Genomic DNA, 21,223 nt, shown 5'->3' with positions numbered 1-21,223 from the left:
CTTACGTTTTCAGCTTTTTCTTTCTAGCCGCTGGAAACAAAACATTATTTAGAATTAAACGATATCCAGGAGAATTTGGATGTAAATCTAAAACCGTTGGTGCATCTCCTACTCTATGTTGGTAATCTTCTGGGTCGTGACCACCGTAAAAAGTGAACATTCCTTTTCCTTTGGTTCCGTGAATGTAGCGAGCTTCACCGTTGATTTTACATTCGCCCATTACTAAGACATTCGATTTTATTTTTTCAGCATCAAAAGCTGTTGTTTGCCCCATGAATCCTTTTACCAATTGGGTGTGATTTTGACACAACATCGTTGGAATTGGATCCCATTTTGCCGAATATTCCATTAAAGTAAAATAGTCTTTATCCATTGAAAAAGCGCCTTTTCCATGTTCTTCGGTAGTATCAATATCAGAAAATTCATAAACCATTGGATTACGAACTAAAGTATAATCTTTAAACGCAAAGGTATTGGAATAATCAATTTTAGCTTGATAATTGGCATCGGAATCATCGCCGTCAAACATGGGTTCGCAAATATCAACTCCTTCTGCTGAAAGTGCAATATCAAAACTATCGGTTGCTGAACACATGGCAAACATGAATCCGCCACCGATTACGAAATCTCTAATTTTCTTTGCTACTGCTAATTTTTCTTCAGATACTTTGTTATAACCCAATTTCTTTGCTAAAGCTTCAGCCTCTGCTTTTTGTTGGATGTACCACGGCATATTGCGATAATTCCCAAAAAACTTTCCGTACTGACCTGTAAAATCTTCGTGATGTAAATGCAACCAATCATATAATAATAGTTGGTCTGACAATACTTCCTCATCGTAAATTTCGGTATAGGGAATTTCGGCATAGGTTAACACCATCGTTACGGCATCATCCCAAGGTTGTTTGCCTTTTGGCGTATAAACGGCAATTTTAGGTGCTTTTTCTAATACAACCGTTTCCATATTTTGTGATGGCGAACTAATATCTTCTAAAATAGAATTCGCAGTGGCATCTGATAAAACTTCAAAAGTAACACCTCGAATTTGACATTCTTTTCTTATTTCTGGGGCATCAGGTAATAAAAACGATCCGCCTCTGTAGTTTAACAACCAACTTACTTTGTAACTTTTATCTAAAGCCCAATAGGTAATGCCGTATGCCTTTAAGTGATTTTGTTGTCCTTCGGCTTCCATGGGTAATAAAACGAAAGAAGCTCTACTCGAAAAAGAGCAAAGAAAAAAGAATACTATAATTAAGTTGAGACCTTTAAATTTCATGAAATACAAAATATAATTTACTAATTTATAACATTTTTGGAGATATACATTTATATAAATGTTAAAGTCGCACCCCCGTAAAAATACCTGGTTACCCCCGTAAAAATACCTGGTTTAAAAATCAGGTATTTTTACTCTTACACAGAAAGTTTTTTTAGTATAGTTTTGACATGTATTAAATAATTGATCTAAATGAATTCAAACAATTTGCCAATTTCGCTAATAAACACTAAAGAAATGAAAATATTAAAAAAAATCGGATATATTGTACTAGGAATTACTATTCTAGTCTATTTCATTTTAGTATTTTATTTCTATAGAAGTTACTAAAATATTCTTTTATAAACATCATTAGTTATCCAGAGTAATGATTTTATTTTGAATAGCAAATATGACCAATCCTGCTACATTTTTAGAATTGGTTTTTGTTAAAAGATTATTTCTGTGACCATCAACTGTTCTAACGCTTAAGTTCATCATTTCAGCTATTTCAGTTGAATTGTGTTGCTTACATATTAATTCCAATACTTCCTTTTCTCTTTCTGTTAAGAAATCTTCATCTAATACTGTTTTTGATGATACCGTAGATATCATGTTTTGATGAATTACTTCCATAACCAATTCATTATAATAAAATCCTTTTTGAGCAACTTCATTTACAGTTTTTATCATGTCTTTTGGAGATGCATTTTTAACTAAATATGAAGCTGCACCCACTTTTATCATGTTGGCAATAAATGATTTGGTATTATAACTGGTTAAGGCAATAATTCTAATATTAGGAAAGTCTTTATGAATTATTTTAGTTGCTTCCACACCATTTATCAATGGCATTTTCAAATCCATCATAATAATTTGAGGAAGTTCTGAAGTTGTTTTTAAATGTTCTACTAATTCAGCTCCGTTTGAAGCTTCGAAAATAACTTCAAAATTAGGCTCGCGTTGAAGTAGAAAATAGATTCCTTTTCTAAATAATTCTTCATCGTCTGCAATAATAATTTTGATTTTGTTGCTCATTAGTCGAAATTAAATTCCATTTTTACTCCTTCATTGGGTCTTGAATAAAAGTTGAAATCGCCTCCTAAAAAGTTTATTCTACTTTCAATATTCTTCATTCCCAAACCTTTACTATTTTCATTGTTAGAACTATCAAACCCTAGTCCGTTATCAATGTAAGTAAAGTTTTTTCGTTGTCCGAAGGTAGTAAAATGAATTGAGATTTCAGTAGCTTTTCCATGACGAATTGAATTATTTAACAATTCTTGAAGTATTCTAAATATATGCAAATGTCTTTCAACAGGATAGTTTTCAAAATCGATATGATTTTCATAAGAAACTTTTACAGAACGTGTACTGTTATATTCTGCTACTAATTCTTCAATTCCGGCATGAAGTCCAAATTTTTCTAAAACCGGAGGCAATAAATCATGAGCAATTCGTCTAGATTCTTCTAACGCTTTTTGAGTTAACTCTATAATATTGTTAGTGATATTATTTTGCTCATCTTCATTTAAATTTGGGGTTTGTAGTAAATGACTATTTAATGAAACTACATTAAGCTTTGAGCTAATATCATCATGTAAATCTTGGGCAATACGTTTACGTTCTTCTTCTTGTGTAATTAAAACCGAATGTAATAGTTCTTTTTGATGTTTTAATTCTAAATTTTTCTTTTCAATTTCAATCAGAACTACCTTTTTTCTAGAAAAATAAAAAAACAGTATCAATACCAAAAACATTGTAATAAAAGCAAGTAGAATAAAAAACACTACTTGAATTATTTCTTTATTTTCTAAGCTAATATTATTCATTTTTATTAAAATAAATTAATTTCCATTGATAAAAGAAAAAACCAAATTTAATATACTGCAATATAATATTGATGTTATACATGGCCGAATTAAACTCATTGATTTTTAAAACATCAATTAATTTAAAGAGCAGAAAAATAAATGTACTCGTAAATAAATAAAATAACAAACCTAAATTGATAAAATAGTATTTTGACTTACCTCCTATTCCATTATATAAATGCATGGTTGAGTATATGATAATAGGAATTGTAGTTAAATATGTTTCAAGAAGACTGTATTCAAAAAACAAATTAGGATTAAAAATATAACGAGTGATTAAGAAAATAGGAAGTACAATTAATGTTATATAAACAGAATAGAGTTGGGCTTTCGTTTTAAGCAAATAAGAATAAAAGTAACTTAAAACAATGAATTGGAATAAGTCATAAAAATGTGCTGTAAAAACATTATAAATTTTAAACCAATTCCACAAATTTGAAGAGATATAATCTATAAATAGTACTCCAAAAATATAAAACGTAAAAACTTTATAGGCTTTTTCATTTTTGAAAAAGCCTATAAAATATAGCAAACATAACAGTGCTGAAGTTAAAAATAAATATTTTGGTTCAAACAAAATTATGGATTAAAAATAGGACTTGTTGGGTCACAAAAAGTTGGACATGGACAGGTTCTATCATATATTAAATGCGTATCATCAATTAAATCTTTTCCATCTTCATCAACACCAACAAAAATTAATTTTTGAGTTCCTGATTCATCTACACCCATATAAGCTCTTACATCTACAACACCTTCTGTTGCTAATAATTCTGATAATGCTTCACCAGGAATTAAATGACCTTTTGCTAATTCTGTAGGAGGATTTGTTCTCCAAGATTTTACCCAATTTTTAGCATCACTTAGGGAAATTGAATACTTTGACATAATTTATAGTTTTAAAATTTAAACATAAATGTAGTAAAAAATTTATAATAAATAACTATTTAAGATAATTTTATGTAATCTATTTCAAACAATTCCCAAATAAAACCTTTAAAAAGGAACATCTGAATCATCATCATACGAATTCATTGTGCTTCCAAATGCTTCGTTTGGTGTTGGTAAATTTGGTGTTATAAATGGATTCGTTTCATCTAAATTCATTTTTGAAGGTAACGAATCAAAAGGAGTACTAAAATCATCCAAGTTGTCAAACTTACCTAAACTTCCCACAAATTTTAATCGAATATTATCTAATCCACCATTACGGTGTTTTGCCACGATAAATTCAGCTTGACCTTGCGTTGGAGAGCGCTCTTCGTCATCCCATTCGTCAATTTTATAATATTCTGGGCGATAAATAAACGATACGATATCGGCATCTTGCTCAATAGCTCCTGATTCCCTTAAATCGGAAAGTAATGGGCGTTTACTAGAACCACGAGTTTCAACAGCACGCGATAACTGAGAAAGAGCAATAACTGGAACATTTAACTCTTTTGCCAAAGCTTTTAAATTTCGAGAAATGGTTGAGATTTCTTGTTCACGATTTCCGCCTCCTTTTCCATTTCCACCAGCTGTCATTAACTGAAGGTAATCAATAACAATCATTTTGATTCCGTATTGAGAAGAAAGTCGTCTTGCTTTTGCACGTAAATCAAAGATTGACAATGAAGGAGTATCATCAATGTATAATGGCGCTTTTTCCAAGTCTTTCACTTTGATAGACAATTGCTCCCACTCGTGTTTTTCTAATTTACCTGTTCTTAATTTCTCAGATGATAATCCGGTTTCAGAAGAAATCAAACGTGTTATTAACTGAACTGACGACATCTCTAATGAGAAAAAAGCAACAGGCGCACCATAATCAATTGCCATATTTCTTGCCATTGAAAGCGTAAACGCAGTTTTACCCATACCAGGACGAGCGGCCACAATAATTAAATCAGAAGGTTGCCAACCTGAAGTCAATTTATCCAAATCGTGAAAACCTGTTGGGATTCCACTTAAACCTTCTTTACCAGCAATTTCCTCAATTCGTTTTTTTGCTTGAATTACTAAACTTTGTGCCGTTTCTGAACTTCGTTTGATGTTACCTTGTGTAACTTCGTATAATTTAGATTCCGCTTTGTCTAATAAATCAAATACATCCGTTGACTCATCATACGATTCTTCAATAATTTCACTTGAAATTTTAATTAAACTTCTTTGAATGTACTTTTGAAGAATAATACGTGAGTGAAATTCAATATGAGCAGAAGATGATATCTTTTGTGTCAACTGAATTAAGTAAAAATCGCCTCCAGATAGTTCTAATTTTCCGTTTTTCTTTAATTGAGCCGAAACGGTTAATAAGTCAATTGGTTGGGTTTCATTAAACAATTGCACAATTGCTTCAAAAATGTACTTATGTGCGTCTTTATAAAAGGCATCTGGTTGTAAAATATCAATTACTTCATCAACCCCTTTTTTATCAATCATCATGGCACCAAGTACTGCTTCTTCAAGGTCTAAAGCTTGAGGAGGTAACTTTCCTTTTTCTAAATTGATAATTGTAGTTTTATCTACTTTTATCGGGTTTATATTTCTGACATTTTCCATATTGCTAAGGTACTCTTTTTTTATAAAATTTTAAATCGAGTTCTTAATATCACACTGTTAATAACTTCATTTTTTTGTTGATAAACCAAAAAAAATCCGAAACTTTTAGCTCCGGATTTTTTGTATTATTTAAAAATAAGCGACTACTCTTTGAATTCACCCATTTTACTATACTTATCCATTCGCTGAGCTACCAATTCTTTTGTTGATAAATCTTTTAATTCATTATAAGCTTTGGATACATATTCAGCTACCGTTTTAAATGTAGTTTCTTTATCATAATGAGCACCACCAAGAGGCTCAGGGATAATATCATCAATTAACTTTTGCTTTTTCATGTCAATTGACGTTAATTTTAAAGCTTCAGCAGCTTGTTCTTTATATTCCCAACTTCTCCATAAAATAGACGAACAAGATTCAGGAGAAATTACAGAATACCAAGTATTTTCTAGCATGTACACTTTATTTCCAACACCAATTCCTAATGCGCCTCCAGAAGCACCTTCTCCAATAATGATTGAAATAATAGGTGTTTGTAAACGTGCCATCTCAAAAATATTTCTTGCAATAGCTTCACCTTGTCCTCTTTCTTCAGCTTCTAAACCTGGATAAGCACCTGGAGTGTCAATTAATGTTAACACTGGAATATTGAATTTTTCCGCCATTTTCATTAGACGTAAGGCTTTACGGTATCCTTCTGGATTGGCCATACCAAAATTTCTATATTGGCGCATTTTAGTATTCACTCCTTTTTGCTGACCAATAATCATGAAAGATTGTCCGTTAATTTGACCTAATCCACCTACCATGGCTTTGTCGTCTTTAAAATTTCTATCTCCAAAAAGCTCTAAAAAAGTACCTTTTGTAAGATTTTCAATGTATTCTAAAGTATAAGGACGGTTTGGATGACGTGATAACTGTACACGTTGCCAAGCAGTAAGATTTTTGTATATTTTCTTTTTAGTTTCTTCTAACTTTTTTTCAATTTGTTTGCATGTATTCGAAACATCAACATCTGATTCTTGCCCAATGATTTGACATTTATCTAATTGGTCTTCAAGCTCTTTAATTGGTAATTCAAAATCTAAATATTCCATAATCGGTTTATTTGGTTTGTGTTTGATTTTACAAAGATAAAATTTTCAATTAACTTTAATAATTTAATCCGTAATAAGTTGTTTCTTTTTCTTGCTTTTTACTATTCCATTAGCAATTACAGTTATTAAAATAAGTAATGCCCCCACGTAAAATAAAGGGGTCATTTCTTCTCCATCTTTGAAAATCATCAATGCTAAAATGATTCCATAAATGGGTTCTAAATTTATGGTTAACATCACTGTAAAAGGACTTAAATATTTCATCACTTTTACCGAAGCCGAAAAAGCATAGGCGGTACAAATAGAAGACAACAAAAACAACCATATTAGATCATTAATTGAAATGGCAAAAAATGCGGGAGAAAAACTTCCTGCAAAAAATAAATAAATACTTAAAAAGAAAACACCACTTGATAATTCGTATAAGGAAATAATATTGGGACTATATTCTTTAGCGTATTTTCCATTAATAACCGAAAATAACGCGGATAAAAAAGCAGAGGTAACAGCCAAATAAATCCCAGATTTATATTTTGTTTCTACATTAAAAATGATACTTAAACCTGCTATTACTATAAGACCGAAAACCAATTCATACCAAATAATTTTTCTCTTATAAAAAATGGGTTCTAAAATTGAAGCGAAAAAAGCACCTGTAGACAAACAAGCTAATGTTATAGACACATTAGAAACTTTAATAGCTTGGTAAAAAGTAAGCCAATGAGTTGCAATAATAATCCCAGAAACAACAAAACCAATGAATACATTAAGTGGAACTTTTACTTTTTCTTTGCTTAAAACCACCACTATTGTCATTATTGTTGAAGCAAAAAGCATGCGATACCAAACTAAATCTAAAGCTTCTAAAGAAATTAGTTTTCCTAGAATTGCGGTAAATCCCCAAATAAAAACAATGAGATGAAGATGTAAATAGCTTTTTAAATTATCGTTTTGCATTGCGAAGTAAATAAGCTGCTAATATTCCAAAAACTACATTTGGAAACCAAACAGCAATAAAAGGTGGAATACTTGATTTTTCCGCTAGTGTTCCAAAAACTTTATCAAAGAAAATAAAGGTAAATGCAATAACTATTCCTATTGCTAAATTGATTCCCATTCCTCCTCTTCGTTTCATGGAAGAAACTGCTACCGCTATAATCGTTAATATAAAGGCAGAAATTGGCAAACTAAACTTCTTGTAAAAAACAACTAAATAGGTATTCAAATTGCTATTTCCACGTTCTCTTTCATTATTGATAAATGAATTTAATTGCCCAATTGTCATAGTTTCTGCAACATAAATAACTGGCGTTAAATCATCAGGTTTAAAGTTGTATTTTAAATTTAACTTTTCCTTGCTTTCAATATTATCGTTATCTGTTCCTACTATTCTTTTGTTATAGGTATACAAAGTGTATTCTTTGGTTTTTTCATTGTATTTAATTCTACTAGCAGTAACTTTTTCAATTAATTTATTATCAATTATTTTCTCATAAGTAAAATTAAATCCGGTTTGAGAAATATAGTTGTAATTACTCACATATATATTTTCTTCTAATTTTCCATCTTTTTTAATTTGTCTGAAAATATCGGAAGTCTCTCGAGTTTGCGAATTTCCTTTTAAGTTTTGATATCTAAAATCATTAAATCCTTTACTGGCTTTTGGCACTAAGAAAAAACCCATTAACAAAGCAAAAATGGATACAATTACAGCACCATAAATAAAAGGACGTAAAAACCTACCAAATGAAATTCCCGAACTTAAAATAGCAATAATTTCAGTGTTATTTGCTAGTTTGGAGGTAAACCAAATAATAGATAAAAATAAAAATATAGGGAATAATAGATTGGCAAAATAAATAGTAAAATCGCCATAATAGATTAAGATATCCTTTAATGGAATTTTCTTCTCAATCATTTTATTTACCTTTTCCGATACGTCAATGGTTATCCCAATAGGAATAAACATAAGTAGCATTACCGAAAAAGTAACTAAATATCGTTTTAAAATGTAAGTATCTATTATTTTCATATTTCAAGAGAAAAGAGATTAGAAAAAAGAGAATAGACTTTTTTACTTAATCTATATCTCATTCTATATTCTTTGTTCTATATTCTTTATTCTATATTCTCAAATTATAAACGTTGATTCATTTGAATCACCATTTTGTCTTTCCACTCTCTGAATGTTCCTGCTACAATTTGTCTTCTTGCTTCACGCACTAACCACATGTAAAAACCTAAATTGTGAATCGTAGCGATTTGTTTTCCTAAGAATTCATTTGCTGCAAAAAGGTGTCTTAAATACGCTTTTGAATATTCGGTATCTACCCAAGTGTGACCCATTTCATCAATTGGAGAAAAATCAGCTTCCCACTTTTTATTTTTAATGTTTATAGAACCATGAGCTGTGAATAACATTCCGTTTCTGGCGTTACGTGTTGGCATAACACAATCAAACATATCAATACCTAACGCGATATTTTCTAAAATATTGATTGGTGTTCCTACTCCCATTAAATATCTTGGTTTGTCTTCAGGAAGAATAGCCGTTACTACTTCTGTCATTGCGTACATTTCCTCTGCTGGCTCTCCTACTGAAAGTCCTCCAATAGCATTTCCTTCAGCCCCTACATTTGCAATATATTCTGCCGATTGTTGACGTAAATCTTTAAATGTACTTCCTTGGACAATTGGAAAAAACGTTTGTTCGTATCCGTATTTGAAAGGCAATTTATCCAAATGGGTAATACAACGATCTAACCAACGATGTGTCATGTGCATTGAACGTTTTGCATAACGATAATCGCATGGATAAGGTGTACATTCGTCAAATGCCATTATGATATCAGCCCCAATACTTCTTTGAATTTCCATTACATTTTCTGGCGAAAAGAAATGATACGAACCATCAATATGCGATTTGAATTTTACTCCTTCTTCTTTAATTTTTCTTCTCCCGGATAACGAATACACTTGATAACCACCTGAATCGGTAAGGATGTTTCTATCCCAATTCATGAATTTATGCAAACCTCCAGCTGCTTCTAAAATTTTGGTTTGAGGTCTTAAATATAAATGATAGGTATTCCCTAAAATAATATCTGGGTTTATATCTTGTTTTAGTTCGCGTTGGTGTACTCCTTTTACAGAGGCAACAGTTCCTACAGGCATAAAAATTGGGGTTTCAATAACACCATGATCTGTAGTTATTTTTCCTGCTCTAGCTTTACTTTTTGGGTCTTTTGTAATTAAATCAAACTTCATATTGTGCTTTTACGAACGGCAAAGATAAATTAATTTCAATTGTAGTTTTAGAATTTAGGATAAAATTAGAAAAATCAAGTTCAAGTACAAGTTCAAGTACAAGTTCAAATTCAAGTTCAAGTTCAAGTTCAATTTCAAAAATCAAATTAAAATAAAACAATTATAACTTTCAACTAGTAACTGCTAAGATTTCTGAAATACCGATTGAAGTAATGAAAGAAATCTTAAAAATTCATACAGGCAAGCGTATAAAACAGATTCACTAATGCAATGAGGGTATTTTTATTTTATAATTTCAATAAAACCTTTGTGTCTTTCCGACTTTGTGAGCAAAAAAATGCTGCAATCTCTGCATCTCTGCATTTCATTTCACTCCCAACTCCCAACTCCCAACTCCCAACTCCCAACTCCTAACTCCCATCTCCCATCACCCTCCAAAAAACAATTCTTAATAACTTCTAATAAAATGATTTGTACCAGCAAAAAAATAGAATTACTTTTGCAACCAATTAACTTATACATCTTTGATAATGTCTAACACGCAACAACTACAAGATTTTACAACACAAGTTCGAAGAGATATTCTTCGTATGGTACATGCCGTAAATTCGGGTCACCCAGGAGGTTCTTTGGGATGTGCTGAATTTTTGGTTACCTTATACCAAGACGTTATGAAACGTAACGAAGGTTTTGATATGAACGGAATGAATGAAGATATTTTCTTCTTATCAAACGGACATATTTCACCTGTTTTTTACAGTGTTTTAGCTAGAAGCGGTTACTTCCCAGTAGCAGAATTAGCAACATTCAGAAAATTAAATTCAAGATTACAAGGTCACCCAACGACTCATGAAGGTTTACCAGGAGTTCGTATGGCATCTGGTTCGTTAGGACAAGGTTTGTCAGTAGCGGTTGGTGCTGCACAGGCTAAAAAATTGAATAACGACAATCATTTAGTATATGCCCTTTTAGGTGATGGAGAATTACAAGAGGGACAAAACTGGGAAGCTATCATGTATGCTTCTGCAAAAAAAGTAGACAACTTAATTGCAACAATCGACTTGAACGGAAAACAAATCGACGGAACTACAGACGAAGTTTTAGCGATGGGAAGCGTAAAAGCGAAGTTTGAAGCATTTGATTGGATTGTATTAGAAATCAAAGAGGGAAACAACATTGACGCTATCAAAGCTTGTTTAGCTGATGCAAAATCAAAATCAGGTAACGGAAAACCGGTTTGTATTTTATTGCATACCGAAATGGGTAACGGTGTTGATTTTATGATGCACACACACGCTTGGCACGGAAAAGCGCCAAATGATGAGCAATTAGCAAAAGGTTTAGCACAGAATGTTGAAACTTTAGGAGACTATTAATCAGTAATCAGTGTTCAGTTACAAGTATTCAGTAGAATACCATTAAATTTAAAACAAATGAAAAAATATATCAACCAAGGCAGCAAAGATACCCGTTCAGGATTTGGAGCTGGAATGACTGAATTAGGTCAAAAAAACGAAAACGTAGTAGCACTTTGTGCGGATTTAATTGGATCATTAAAATTTGATGATTTCAAGAAAAACCACCCAGAGCGTTTCTTCCAAATCGGAATTGCCGAAGCGAATATGATTGGAATTGCAGCTGGATTAACGATTGGTGGAAAAATTCCTTTCACAGGAACTTTCGCTAACTTTTCTACAGGAAGAGTGTATGACCAAATTCGTCAATCTGTAGCTTATTCTGATAAAAATGTAAAAATTTGTGCTTCTCATGCTGGATTAACACTTGGAGAAGACGGAGCAACGCACCAAATCTTAGAAGACATCGGTTTGATGAAAATGTTACCTGGGATGACCGTTATCAACACTTGCGATTATAACCAAACCAAAGCAGCTACATTAGCTTTAGCTGACCATCATGGTCCTGCTTATTTGCGTTTTGGTCGTCCTGTAGTACCTAACTTTATGCCAGCAGACGAGCCTTTCGTAATTGGAAAAGCGATTATGCTAGACGAAGGAACTGATGTTACGATTATTGCTACTGGACATTTAGTTTGGGAAGCGTTAGTAGCAGCAGAAGCTTTAGAAGCAAAAGGAATTTCAGCAGAAGTAATCAACATTCACACGATTAAACCATTAGACGAAGAAGCGATTTTAAAATCGGTAAAGAAAACAGGTTGTGTGGTTACGGCTGAAGAACATAATATTATAGGTGGTTTAGGAGAAAGTGTTTCTAGATGTTTAGTTCAAAACCATTTAGTTCCACAAGAATTTGTGGCGGTTAACGACAGCTTTGGAGAAAGTGGCACACCAGACCAATTAATGGAAAAATATGGTTTAAACAGCGCAGCCATTATTGAAAAAGCAGAAAAAGTAATGAAAAGAAAGTAATTCACTTTTTTTATAATATAAGGTCCTCAAATAATTGAGGACTTTTTTTTGTTTAAACCTGAATAATCTCATCATTTATTCGTAAATTAGTAGTATTAATTTAGTCAATTAATAACTTACTATTTACTCCTACAATAACAATTTTAAATTTCATTTCTGATTTTAAACCAAACAAATTACCTTGAAAATGAAATACAAAATTTCACTTATTGTTGTCTTAAGTTTCTTTTTGGGTCAATCACAAACTGCAACTTCTATTACGAATATACAAACTCCTAATTTAGATGAAACTTCAGGTTTATTGTTTTATAACAACAAGCTATTCACATTTAATGATAGTGGAGGTCAAGCCGAAATATATGAAATAAACAGCTCTAATGGATCTATAGTAAGAACTATTACTATCAATAATGCTACAAATGTTGATTGGGAAGACATTACTCAAGATGCAACTCATATCTACATTGGTGACATAGGGAATAATAACGGTAATAGAACCGATTTAAAGATTTATAAAATATCGAAAAGTGATTTTGACGATGCCGATAATATTGCTACTGCGGAAACAATTTCTTATTCTTATGCGAATCAAACTACTTTTAACTCGTTACCAAATAACAACAATTGGGATGCAGAAGGACTTATTTCTTTTGGCGACAAGTTGCTAATCTTTACAAAAAATTGGGTAAACAACATGGTAAATGTGTATTCAATTCCTAAAATAAGTGGAAGTTACAGTGCCCAATTTGTGAGTACTTACAACACAAATGGATTAATTACTGGTGCCGATATTTCATTTAATGAAGATGTCATTTACCTTACAGGCTATAGCAGTTCTCAAGCTCCCTTTATGTATACTATACACAATATTTCTGCATCAAATTTGGATATTTTCTCTGGAAATGTTTCTCCAAAAATCACCAATATTGTACCGCTTGGAAATCAAGTTGAAGCTATTTCATTATTCGAAATCACGCCTACAAAACATCGCTTGTACATTTCAAATGAAAAATACACTTTTACTTCAGGGCCAATCTCAATAACATTTCCTGCTAAATTATGGTTTATTGAATTAAATGCCGATACTTTTTTGAGTTTGGAGGATATCGCAAATAACCATTTTGTACTTTATCCTAATCCATGTGAAACAGCCATAAATAGCTCTGTAATAATTGATGAAGTAACTATTTATGACAATTTTGGAAAAATCATATTTCAAAATAAAAATGTAAATTCGATCTCATTAGAAAACCTTGTTGCAGGCGTTTATTTTGCTCAAATAAAACTAGAAAACCAATTTTATTTTAAAAAAATAATTAAAAAATAACGACTCTTTTTATTTAATCAATTCATTCGAAGATTACTTCAACCTTTTAAAGAATTCTAATAAAACGCCATTATTCTCTTTTTCTGGAGTGAAAATTTCTAAAATGCTTGGTTTTTCATTTTGGTTTAGGAATGCAGAATATTGTAGCTGTAATGTCGTTTCATCATTCGCTGAAAAGTAATCCAATCCATACATTTTAGCTAAATGTGAAGCGTTTAATTGGTGAGAAGTTTCAAAATAAGTGTTAAACGTTTCCGTTTCTTGATGTCCAGGTAAAATTCTAAAAATACCACCACCGTTATTGTTTAATAAAATGATTTTGAAGTTTTTTGAAATATAATTGTTCCACAAAGCATTACTATCGTATAAAAAGCTAATGTCACCTGTAATCAAAATCGTTGGTAAATTTGTCACAGATGCAGCTCCAATGGCTGTCGAAGTACTTCCATCTATTCCACTAGTACCTCGATTACAAAATACTTGTATACTTTTTTCTAAATCAAATAACTGTAGGTAACGTATAGCCGAACTATTACTAACTTGTAATTGGATGCTATTAGGTAAGTTTTGGCAAATAAAATCAAACACTTTAAAATCAGAAAACGGAATGTTTGCGGTGTATTCTTTATGTTTCGCTTCTCTATCTTTCCAAATAGTTGCAATACTTGATTTATAGGTGCTTTCAATGGTGTTTTCAGTCAACAACTGACTCAAAAACGTATTGATTTTAGTTTCAAAATGATTCGTAAGCGCTCCAAAAGTGTCATACGCTCTTAAATCGTCCACATGCCAATGATGTACTGGTTTGTATTTTCGCAAGAAGGCTTTGATACGTTTCGAAACTACCATTCCACCGAAAGTCAACAAAATTTCAGGTTGAAACACTTTGAAATCATCCTCTGTAAATGGCGTAATCAAAGTATCAATTTGGTCAATGAAAGTTGGATGATGTAAATTTGATGTTTTTTCTGTTAAAACTACCACACTTGGATCATTCGCTAAAATATCCAAATGCTTTTGCTCTACTGAATTGGGAAACAACTCTCCTACTAAAACCAATTTCTTCGTCGCTTTGTTCCAAGTCTCTTTTGAACTAGCTCCTAATGAGAAATGCTTTTCTTTGGTAGTAAAATCGATGATTTCAGGTTGAACTTGTAATGCTGTAACCGTTTCATACAAAGGTTCTTCAAAAGGTGCATTGATATGAACTGGCCCTTTTTGGGCAACCGCAACATGAAACGCCTTTTGAATGTGATTGTCATTTTCAGTTGATGCGTTTTCTTGCAAATTAGCATTGTATAAACTGTGATTGGCAAAAACATTTTCTTGACGAATGGTTTGTCCGTCACCAATATCAATCTTACTTTGAGGTCTATCGGCAGAAATGACTACTAGAGGAATTTGGCTGTAAAAAGCTTCTGCCACCGCAGGATAATAATTCAAAACTGCAGAACCGGAAGTACAAACAATAGCAACAGGTTTTTGAATTTGTTGGGCGATTCCCAAAGCAAAAAAAGCAGCACAACGTTCGTCAGCAATACTATAACATTTGAAAAACGGATTATTAGTAAATCCGATCGTCAAAGGGGCATTGCGCGAACCTGGTGAAATTACGATATGTTGGACTCCTTTTTGTTGGCAAATTTCAATTATGCTTTGCGCTAAAGGAATTTTTGGATACATCATTTTAAAAAATAACTGAACTACAAAGTTACGAAGTTGAAAAGGTTTTTAGTACTTTTACCTTGTAATTTCTTTGCGAAATGGAGATAAAAATTAGAGACTACCAAAAAAACGATTGCCCTGCTATTTTAGATATCATCAACGATGCTATTTTGAATTCAACTGCATTATACGATTACAATGTGCGAACTTTAACAACTCAAGAAACTATTTTTGAAGAAAAACTTCAGAAAGGTTTCCCTATAATTGTTGCCGAAATGAATAATGAAGTTGTAGGTTTTGGTTATTATAGCGAATTTCGTTTCAGAGAAGCTTATAAATTCACAGTAGAACATTCGGTTTATGCGAATAAGAATGTTATTGGTAAAGGCATCGGAAAATTATTATTAACCGAATTAATCGAAAAAGCTAAACAACAAAACCTTCACACGATGGTTGGCGTAATCGATTCTGAAAACACAAACAGCATTGATTTTCACAAGAAATTTGGTTTTGAGGAAGTTGGGTTTATTAAAGAATCAGGCTTTAAGTTTAATAAATGGTTGCACTCGGTTATTGTTCAGAAAATGCTTTAAAATTAATTGCAGTTCTCAGTCGTAGTCAATAAAAACTGAAAACTGCGACTGAAAACTGACAACTAAACTATTTTCCTTCAATCCAATTTACGATTTCTGCATCAGTAGGTAATGTTCTTGGTGAAACTACTTTTACTAATTCGCCATTTTCATTGATTAAGTATTTCTGAAAGTTCCATTGCACTTCGCTGTCTTCTAATCCATTTTTAGCTTTTTGAGTTAAGAATTGATATACAGGATGCATATCACTTCCTTTAACCGAAATTTTTGCCATCATAGGAAATGTTACCCCATAATTTTTTTGACAAAAAGTAGCAATTTGCTTATTAGTACCGGGTTCTTGTGCTCCAAAGTTGTTTGCTGGAAAACCTACGATTACGAAGTTTTTGTCTTTGTATTTTTCGTAAATTTCTTGCAATTGTTCGTATTGCGGTGTTAAGCCACATTCAGATGCGGTGTTAACTACCAATATTTTCTTTCCTTTTAGTGTTGAAAAATCGAATGAATCTCCACTCAAATCTTCTACTTTGAACTGATAAATGGTTTCCTTTGCCATAGAAGTTGTGATTGCTGTTGGAGTAGTCGTTTGTTTCTTTTGTGCCTGATTTTGACAACTAAAAAGCAATGCTACTACTGAAAACAAGGTTACTAATTTCTTCATCTCTTTTTTTATTTCAAATTTAGGATTTTAAAACGCAATTTTTGATAAACATTTCTTAAAAAAAAATGGTCGCTAATTAGCGACCAAATTCTTATTTTTTATAATACTTTTTATATGGAAAATAAGCCAATGCTGCTATTATCAATACTCCTAATAAAATATAAATGTAGTAGGTAACATTTTGTTTTTCTCCTGAAGCATAACTGTGTAATCCGCTTAAGTGGAAGTTAACTCCAAAATACGTCATTAAAATTGAAGCAAAAGCTAAAACGCTCATAACGTTATAAATCCATCTTCCTCTTAAAGCAGGCACAAAACGAGCGTGAATTACAAAAGCGTACACCATAATACTGATTAACGCCCAAGTTTCTTTTGGGTCCCAACCCCAATAGCGTCCCCAACTTTCATTTGCCCATTGTCCTCCAAGGAAGTTTCCAATCGTTAACATAACCAAACCAACCGTTAACGCCATTTCGTTGATGAAAGTTATCTCATCGATGCTTAATTTCATTCTTTCTTTATTCTTTTCATTAGTGAAAATCATCAAGAATAAAGCAACTAAACCTAAAACCATCGCTAAAGTAAATGGTCCATAACTTGCCACGATTACAGCAACGTGAATCATTAACCAATACGAATTTAAAACCGGTTGTAAGTTTCCAATCGAAGGATCCATCCAATTCCAATGTGCAATCATTAAAATCATCGAAGTTACAAATGCTGTAGATGCAACCGTAAGCTTTGATTTTCTACCAAATGCCAAACCAAAGAACATTGTTGCCCAAGCTACATAAATCATACTTTCATATGCATCACTCCAAGGCGCGTGACCTGAAATGTACCATCTAATTGCCAGTCCAGCTAAATGAAGTGTAAAAAATACACCAATTAAAATATGAAAAATAGAAATGGTAGTTTTTATAAATTTTGAATTATCAAATAATTGAACAATACAGAAAGCCAACATTAATACACCTGCTATCATATACAAGTAATATAATCTCTTGAAAATATCATATTTATTGTATGTGATTTCAGAATTGATTTTACTTTCTGGAAGCATTACTGCACTTCCGTATTTTTTTTGATATTCTGTAAGCCCTTTCAACAAACTACTTGGTAATTTATAATCTTCATTTTGAGATGCTTTTTCTAAAGCATTCAAGTAAAACGGCATGACATTTTTTATTGAATCCAAAGCGGTACCTGTAGGTTGATTTAGTTCTAAATAAGAAACCCATTTATTTGATTTATCACCTGGCACAGGAAAAACTTTCAAAATTTGACCACTTAAAGCCGAATATAATAGGTTTACTTTTTTATCTGCTTCAATAAAATCTTTTTGAAATTGATTAGGAACAGCTTCACTGTAAGCAGATTCTAAATATTTTGATAACTTATAACTTCCTGCTTCATCAAAAAAGGAAATTAAAGGTGCATATTTAACATCTTTTTCTATCCCAATTATTTTTCGAATACTATCATTTCCTCTTTTTAAGTAGATGATCGGTAAATTATACCAATATTGAGGAAACTGGGTCATCGATAAAAAAGCTTGGTCAGAGTTCATTCCTTCATATGTATCGCTTTTTGACACCTTACGTAATAATTCGGAAGAAAACGTATTGATAGGTTTCATACGTCCGTTATCTTGAATAACAACTTTACCAAACTCACTTGCGTGCTCTTCAGAAACTTCGTATTTCTTTAATAATTCTAGAATCTCTTCCTTTTTAGGTTGGTGATTGTGCTCTTGCGCAAATGTTACTGTTGAAAATAAAATTAAAAATACACTTAACAAACTTGCTTTTTTAGCTTTCACTTTATCTAATTTTTCCTTTAAACTCGAAAATCGACTGTTTTTAGTAAATAAAATAGCCATTAAACCAAAATACAGCAAGAAATACCCAATATAAGTCATCCAAGTTCCCCAAAAATCATGACTAACAGATAAATGGGTACCACTTTCATCTGGATCAAATCCTGCCTGAAAGAATCTAAAACCTCTATAATCTAGAATATGATTCATGTAAACACTGTCTTTAAAAGTTTTTCCTTGCTCTGCATCAATTACTTCAATTTTACTTTTAAATGCCGAATAACTTTTCTCTGTTCCTGGATATTTATCTGCAATAAAGTCATCTAATTTTACCGTAAATGGTGTATTGTAAATTTTACTTCCAAAGAAGATCGTAAATTCTAAATCCCCAATTTTAACACTTTGTGGTACACCTTGTTTTCCTCTTGAACCAATTAGTGTTACTGTTTCTTCTTTTCCTTGTGTTTTGATTTTTACTTTTAGCGCATCATCTGTTTGCTTATCTTTGAAATCGTTATTTGATTTGAAAGTTAATTCTCCGTTAATCGCAGGTTCTGGGAATACAAACTGAGCTCCTCCTATATTATATAAGGAACGTAACATTAATGGTTGTACCGAATCTTTTACAACTTTACCTTGTAATTTATCTGCCATTCGCATAAAATCCCCTTCAAAAGGAGTTTGAATAGTGTAAGCTTCTGCAATTTTTGTAATGTTAATTGCTCCTTCTGTGTATTTATTAAAAGCAAAAAGTACGTTATGTAAATTTTGAACTTCGCCTTCTTTTAAGTAATGTTCGTGACGCGTTCCTCCACTCGACTCCACCATTTTAATCATCAATTGTCCCGTTTCAGATGGTACAACTGTTTCAGAAGCATTCATAATAAATTCTTGATGTTCCACTTCAAATGGAATACCACTAAATTCCCCATCAATCGAAAAATGATTACTTGCAAACATGTTCAAAAAGGAATCATCTTGAACTTCTGGTGCTAAATACAACCCTTTTTCAAAAGTTTTACGACGCATTTGACCTTCATGTTTTCCATCCACTAAAACAGTTAAATAAGGTTTATCAGAATAAATTACTGTACTCGATTCTCCCTCCTTTATTAACATCATTCCTTCGTAGCTAATATAACGTGTAACAAAAGCTCCAACGATTATTAAAATAAAAGAAAGGTGTAAAATTAAAGTAGCCCAATTTTCTTTTTTGTGTAATTGATAGCGTTTGATATTACCTAAAAAGTTAATTACAAAAAATACCATTATAACTTCAAACCAAACCGCATTATAAACAATTAGTCGAGCAGTATCTGTATTATAAGCATCTTCTATAAAAGTTCCTGCAGCCATGGCTAAAGCAAATAGAATAAACAAAACAGCCATTAAACGTGTGGAAGATAACAGGGATAGTATTTTTTTCTCCATGAGATAATTTTGGAATTCAGATTTTTATTGGTACAAATGTACTTAAAATCAAAAAATAATTTGATAATTTAACAAAGGTTTGAGGATTTACAACCTGTTTAACGTTTAATACAACATTTTAATTTCCTTTATATCATAAAAATGAATTGAATCATCTTCTTGTAAAACCGCTAATTTACCATCGCGAGTAACTTCTTTAATTTTACCCACAAATCGGTTTCCATCAACAGATTCAAAAGTTGAAACCACCTCTTTCTTAAACAAAAACGAATGATAGAGATCCCAAAAATATGTTTCCCCTAAAATTGGTAACTGATTTAAATTATGTTCTAATTTATTAATTATTGACACCAGAATTGCTTCTCTGTAAAAAAATTTATTCTCTAACAAAAATAATGAGGAAGCTTGAGGTAAATTTTCAAATTGGGATTGATTTATATTCAACCCAATTCCGATAATGGATTGTACATCATTAGAATTTTTAAAAGTATTTTCTATTAATATGCCACCAATTTTTTTATTTTCTGCCAAAATGTCGTTTGGCCATTTAATGAAAAAATTCAAATCACTTACTAATTGTAATGCCTCAACAATACTAAGTCCTACAATAATATTTAGTGTAAATAAACTAGAAAATTCTTTAAGTTTTTGATTATACAAAACACTAAAAGTCAAGTTATTACCAACCTCAGACAACCAACCCGAACCTCTTTGACCTTTACCATCAGTTTGAAATTCTGTACTAACAACGGTAAAATTTTCACAACTTTCTTGAGAAGAAAGTTCTTTCAAAAAATGATTAGTTGAACCTATGGCATTGAGTTTGATTATTCTCATAAATAAACAACAAAATTTAATCTTATGTTAAGGTTCAAAAATAATGACAAAAAATGATACCTTTGCATAAAATGATAAATATTACATGACGAAAAAAAATACGAATAATGATGATTTATTAGCACTTATCATCAAAGGAATTGAAGACGTAAAGGGAAATGATATTAACATCCTTGATTTAAGGGAAATAGAAAACACTGTTTGTGATTATTTCGTAATCTGTAACGGTAATTCAAATACACAAGTTAATGCTATTGTGGGCTCAGTTCAAAAAGTGGTTTCTAAAGAATTAAAAGAAAAACCATGGCATGTAGAAGGAGAACAAAATGGCGAATGGGTACTAATGGACTATGTAAGTATCGTAGTACACGTATTTCAAAAACATATTAGAGAATACTACAACATTGAAAGTTTGTGGGGAGATGCTAAAATAACTACCATAGACACTAATTACTAAAAATTT

The 21,223-nt window shown here is 31.6% G+C and carries 18 protein-coding genes; 5 read left to right on the top strand and 13 right to left on the bottom strand.

What is annotated here, in order from left to right; all coding sequences use genetic code 11:
- Window position 1: 1 nt before the first annotated feature.
- The 9 genes from LOS86_RS04600 to tgt all read right to left on the bottom strand — a co-directional run bounded on the left by LOS86_RS04600 (window position 2) and on the right by tgt (window position 10,040).
- Window positions 2-1,279: an asparagine synthetase B gene (locus LOS86_RS04600; protein WP_231843463.1), complete on the bottom strand. Its 1,278-nt coding sequence runs from the start codon at window positions 1,277-1,279 to the stop codon at window positions 2-4.
- A gap of 351 nt (window positions 1,280-1,630) precedes the next feature.
- Window positions 1,631-2,296: a response regulator transcription factor gene (locus LOS86_RS04595; protein WP_231843462.1), complete on the bottom strand. Its 666-nt coding sequence runs from the start codon at window positions 2,294-2,296 to the stop codon at window positions 1,631-1,633.
- Window positions 2,296-3,090 carry a sensor histidine kinase gene (locus LOS86_RS04590; RefSeq protein WP_231843461.1) on the bottom strand — a complete coding sequence of 265 codons (795 nt, stop codon included), beginning with the start codon at window positions 3,088-3,090 and terminating at the stop codon, window positions 2,296-2,298. Before LOS86_RS04590 ends, LOS86_RS04595 begins: the two co-directional genes overlap by 1 nt.
- Window positions 3,091-3,711: 621 nt before the next feature.
- Window positions 3,712-4,020, bottom strand: coding sequence for a hypothetical protein (locus tag LOS86_RS04585; RefSeq protein ID WP_231843460.1), 309 nt, complete (start codon window positions 4,018-4,020; stop codon window positions 3,712-3,714).
- Window positions 4,021-4,128: 108 nt separating this feature from the next.
- Window positions 4,129-5,676, bottom strand: coding sequence for a replicative DNA helicase (gene dnaB, locus LOS86_RS04580; RefSeq protein ID WP_231843459.1), 1,548 nt, complete (start codon window positions 5,674-5,676; stop codon window positions 4,129-4,131).
- A gap of 143 nt (window positions 5,677-5,819) precedes the next feature.
- The gene (locus tag LOS86_RS04575; protein WP_231843458.1) at window positions 5,820-6,773 is read right to left on the bottom strand and encodes an acetyl-CoA carboxylase carboxyltransferase subunit alpha; all 954 of its coding nucleotides are present in this window, start codon (window positions 6,771-6,773) and stop codon (window positions 5,820-5,822) included.
- Between the two features lie 63 nt (window positions 6,774-6,836).
- Window positions 6,837-7,730, bottom strand: a complete 894-nt coding sequence (locus tag LOS86_RS04570; RefSeq protein ID WP_231843457.1) for a DMT family transporter — start codon at window positions 7,728-7,730, stop codon at window positions 6,837-6,839.
- Entirely contained in the window at window positions 7,717-8,805 is a 1,089-nt protein-coding gene (locus LOS86_RS04565; RefSeq protein WP_231843456.1) for an LptF/LptG family permease, read from the bottom strand. Before LOS86_RS04565 ends, LOS86_RS04570 begins: the two co-directional genes overlap by 14 nt.
- Window positions 8,806-8,909: 104 nt before the next feature.
- Window positions 8,910-10,040 (bottom strand): tRNA guanosine(34) transglycosylase Tgt, encoded by a 1,131-nt coding sequence (tgt, locus tag LOS86_RS04560; protein ID WP_231843455.1) that lies wholly within the window; start codon window positions 10,038-10,040, stop codon window positions 8,910-8,912.
- Between the two features lie 530 nt (window positions 10,041-10,570).
- On the opposite strand from tgt, the gene LOS86_RS04555 reads away from it, so the two are divergent.
- From LOS86_RS04555 to LOS86_RS04545, 3 genes are all read left to right on the top strand, one after another.
- The gene (locus LOS86_RS04555; RefSeq protein ID WP_231843454.1) at window positions 10,571-11,416 is read left to right on the top strand and encodes a transketolase; all 846 of its coding nucleotides are present in this window, start codon (window positions 10,571-10,573) and stop codon (window positions 11,414-11,416) included.
- 57 nt (window positions 11,417-11,473) lie between these two features.
- Entirely contained in the window at window positions 11,474-12,427 is a 954-nt protein-coding gene (locus LOS86_RS04550) for a transketolase family protein (RefSeq protein WP_231843453.1), read from the top strand.
- Window positions 12,428-12,614: 187 nt separating this feature from the next.
- Window positions 12,615-13,754, top strand: coding sequence for a T9SS type A sorting domain-containing protein (locus tag LOS86_RS04545; RefSeq protein WP_231843452.1), 1,140 nt, complete (start codon window positions 12,615-12,617; stop codon window positions 13,752-13,754).
- 33 nt (window positions 13,755-13,787) lie between these two features.
- Here LOS86_RS04545 and menD read toward each other — a convergent pair whose 3' ends face one another.
- Window positions 13,788-15,440, bottom strand: a complete 1,653-nt coding sequence (menD, locus tag LOS86_RS04540; RefSeq protein ID WP_231843451.1) for a 2-succinyl-5-enolpyruvyl-6-hydroxy-3-cyclohexene-1-carboxylic-acid synthase — start codon at window positions 15,438-15,440, stop codon at window positions 13,788-13,790.
- Between the two features lie 77 nt (window positions 15,441-15,517).
- Between menD and LOS86_RS04535 the strand changes: the two genes are divergently transcribed.
- Entirely contained in the window at window positions 15,518-16,012 is a 495-nt protein-coding gene (locus tag LOS86_RS04535) for a GNAT family N-acetyltransferase (RefSeq protein WP_231843450.1), read from the top strand.
- A 67-nt stretch (window positions 16,013-16,079) separates the two neighbouring features.
- Here the strand turns inward: LOS86_RS04535 and LOS86_RS04530 are convergent, their stop codons facing one another.
- The 3 genes from LOS86_RS04530 to LOS86_RS04520 form a co-directional block, all read right to left on the bottom strand.
- Window positions 16,080-16,673 carry a glutathione peroxidase gene (locus tag LOS86_RS04530; RefSeq protein ID WP_231843449.1) on the bottom strand — a complete coding sequence of 198 codons (594 nt, stop codon included), beginning with the start codon at window positions 16,671-16,673 and terminating at the stop codon, window positions 16,080-16,082.
- Between the two features lie 91 nt (window positions 16,674-16,764).
- The gene (locus LOS86_RS04525; RefSeq protein ID WP_231843448.1) at window positions 16,765-19,923 is read right to left on the bottom strand and encodes a cytochrome c biogenesis protein CcsA; all 3,159 of its coding nucleotides are present in this window, start codon (window positions 19,921-19,923) and stop codon (window positions 16,765-16,767) included.
- A 105-nt stretch (window positions 19,924-20,028) separates the two neighbouring features.
- Window positions 20,029-20,760: a biotin--[acetyl-CoA-carboxylase] ligase gene (locus LOS86_RS04520; protein WP_231843447.1), complete on the bottom strand. Its 732-nt coding sequence runs from the start codon at window positions 20,758-20,760 to the stop codon at window positions 20,029-20,031.
- Window positions 20,761-20,845: 85 nt separating this feature from the next.
- On the opposite strand from LOS86_RS04520, the gene rsfS reads away from it, so the two are divergent.
- The gene (gene rsfS, locus LOS86_RS04515) at window positions 20,846-21,217 is read left to right on the top strand and encodes a ribosome silencing factor (protein ID WP_231843446.1); all 372 of its coding nucleotides are present in this window, start codon (window positions 20,846-20,848) and stop codon (window positions 21,215-21,217) included.
- Window positions 21,218-21,223 lie beyond the last annotated feature (6 nt).

The sequence above is a fragment of the Flavobacterium cyclinae genome, assembly GCF_021172145.1.
Classification (GTDB): Bacteria; Bacteroidota; Bacteroidia; order Flavobacteriales; family Flavobacteriaceae; genus Flavobacterium; species Flavobacterium cyclinae.
Note: the sequence above shows the minus strand (reverse complement) of the source record. Positions and strands in the feature narration are given on the sequence as shown.

Coding starts and splice junctions, on each gene's coding strand:
- tgt (WP_231843455.1), bottom strand. CDS start 10,040: ATGAAGTTTGATTTAATTACAAAAGACCCAAAAAGTAAAGCTAGAGCA.
- LOS86_RS04545 (WP_231843452.1), top strand. CDS start 12,615: ATGAAATACAAAATTTCACTTATTGTTGTCTTAAGTTTCTTTTTGGGT.
- LOS86_RS04570 (WP_231843457.1), bottom strand. CDS start 7,730: ATGCAAAACGATAATTTAAAAAGCTATTTACATCTTCATCTCATTGTT.
- LOS86_RS04600 (WP_231843463.1), bottom strand. CDS start 1,279: ATGAAATTTAAAGGTCTCAACTTAATTATAGTATTCTTTTTTCTTTGC.
- menD (WP_231843451.1), bottom strand. CDS start 15,440: ATGATGTATCCAAAAATTCCTTTAGCGCAAAGCATAATTGAAATTTGC.
- LOS86_RS04590 (WP_231843461.1), bottom strand. CDS start 3,090: ATGAATAATATTAGCTTAGAAAATAAAGAAATAATTCAAGTAGTGTTT.
- LOS86_RS04550 (WP_231843453.1), top strand. CDS start 11,474: ATGAAAAAATATATCAACCAAGGCAGCAAAGATACCCGTTCAGGATTT.
- LOS86_RS04575 (WP_231843458.1), bottom strand. CDS start 6,773: ATGGAATATTTAGATTTTGAATTACCAATTAAAGAGCTTGAAGACCAA.
- LOS86_RS04535 (WP_231843450.1), top strand. CDS start 15,518: ATGGAGATAAAAATTAGAGACTACCAAAAAAACGATTGCCCTGCTATT.
- LOS86_RS04565 (WP_231843456.1), bottom strand. CDS start 8,805: ATGAAAATAATAGATACTTACATTTTAAAACGATATTTAGTTACTTTT.
- LOS86_RS04555 (WP_231843454.1), top strand. CDS start 10,571: ATGTCTAACACGCAACAACTACAAGATTTTACAACACAAGTTCGAAGA.
- rsfS (WP_231843446.1), top strand. CDS start 20,846: ATGACGAAAAAAAATACGAATAATGATGATTTATTAGCACTTATCATC.
- LOS86_RS04525 (WP_231843448.1), bottom strand. CDS start 19,923: ATGGAGAAAAAAATACTATCCCTGTTATCTTCCACACGTTTAATGGCT.
- dnaB (WP_231843459.1), bottom strand. CDS start 5,676: ATGGAAAATGTCAGAAATATAAACCCGATAAAAGTAGATAAAACTACA.
- LOS86_RS04585 (WP_231843460.1), bottom strand. CDS start 4,020: ATGTCAAAGTATTCAATTTCCCTAAGTGATGCTAAAAATTGGGTAAAA.
- LOS86_RS04595 (WP_231843462.1), bottom strand. CDS start 2,296: ATGAGCAACAAAATCAAAATTATTATTGCAGACGATGAAGAATTATTT.
- LOS86_RS04520 (WP_231843447.1), bottom strand. CDS start 20,760: ATGAGAATAATCAAACTCAATGCCATAGGTTCAACTAATCATTTTTTG.
- LOS86_RS04530 (WP_231843449.1), bottom strand. CDS start 16,673: ATGAAGAAATTAGTAACCTTGTTTTCAGTAGTAGCATTGCTTTTTAGT.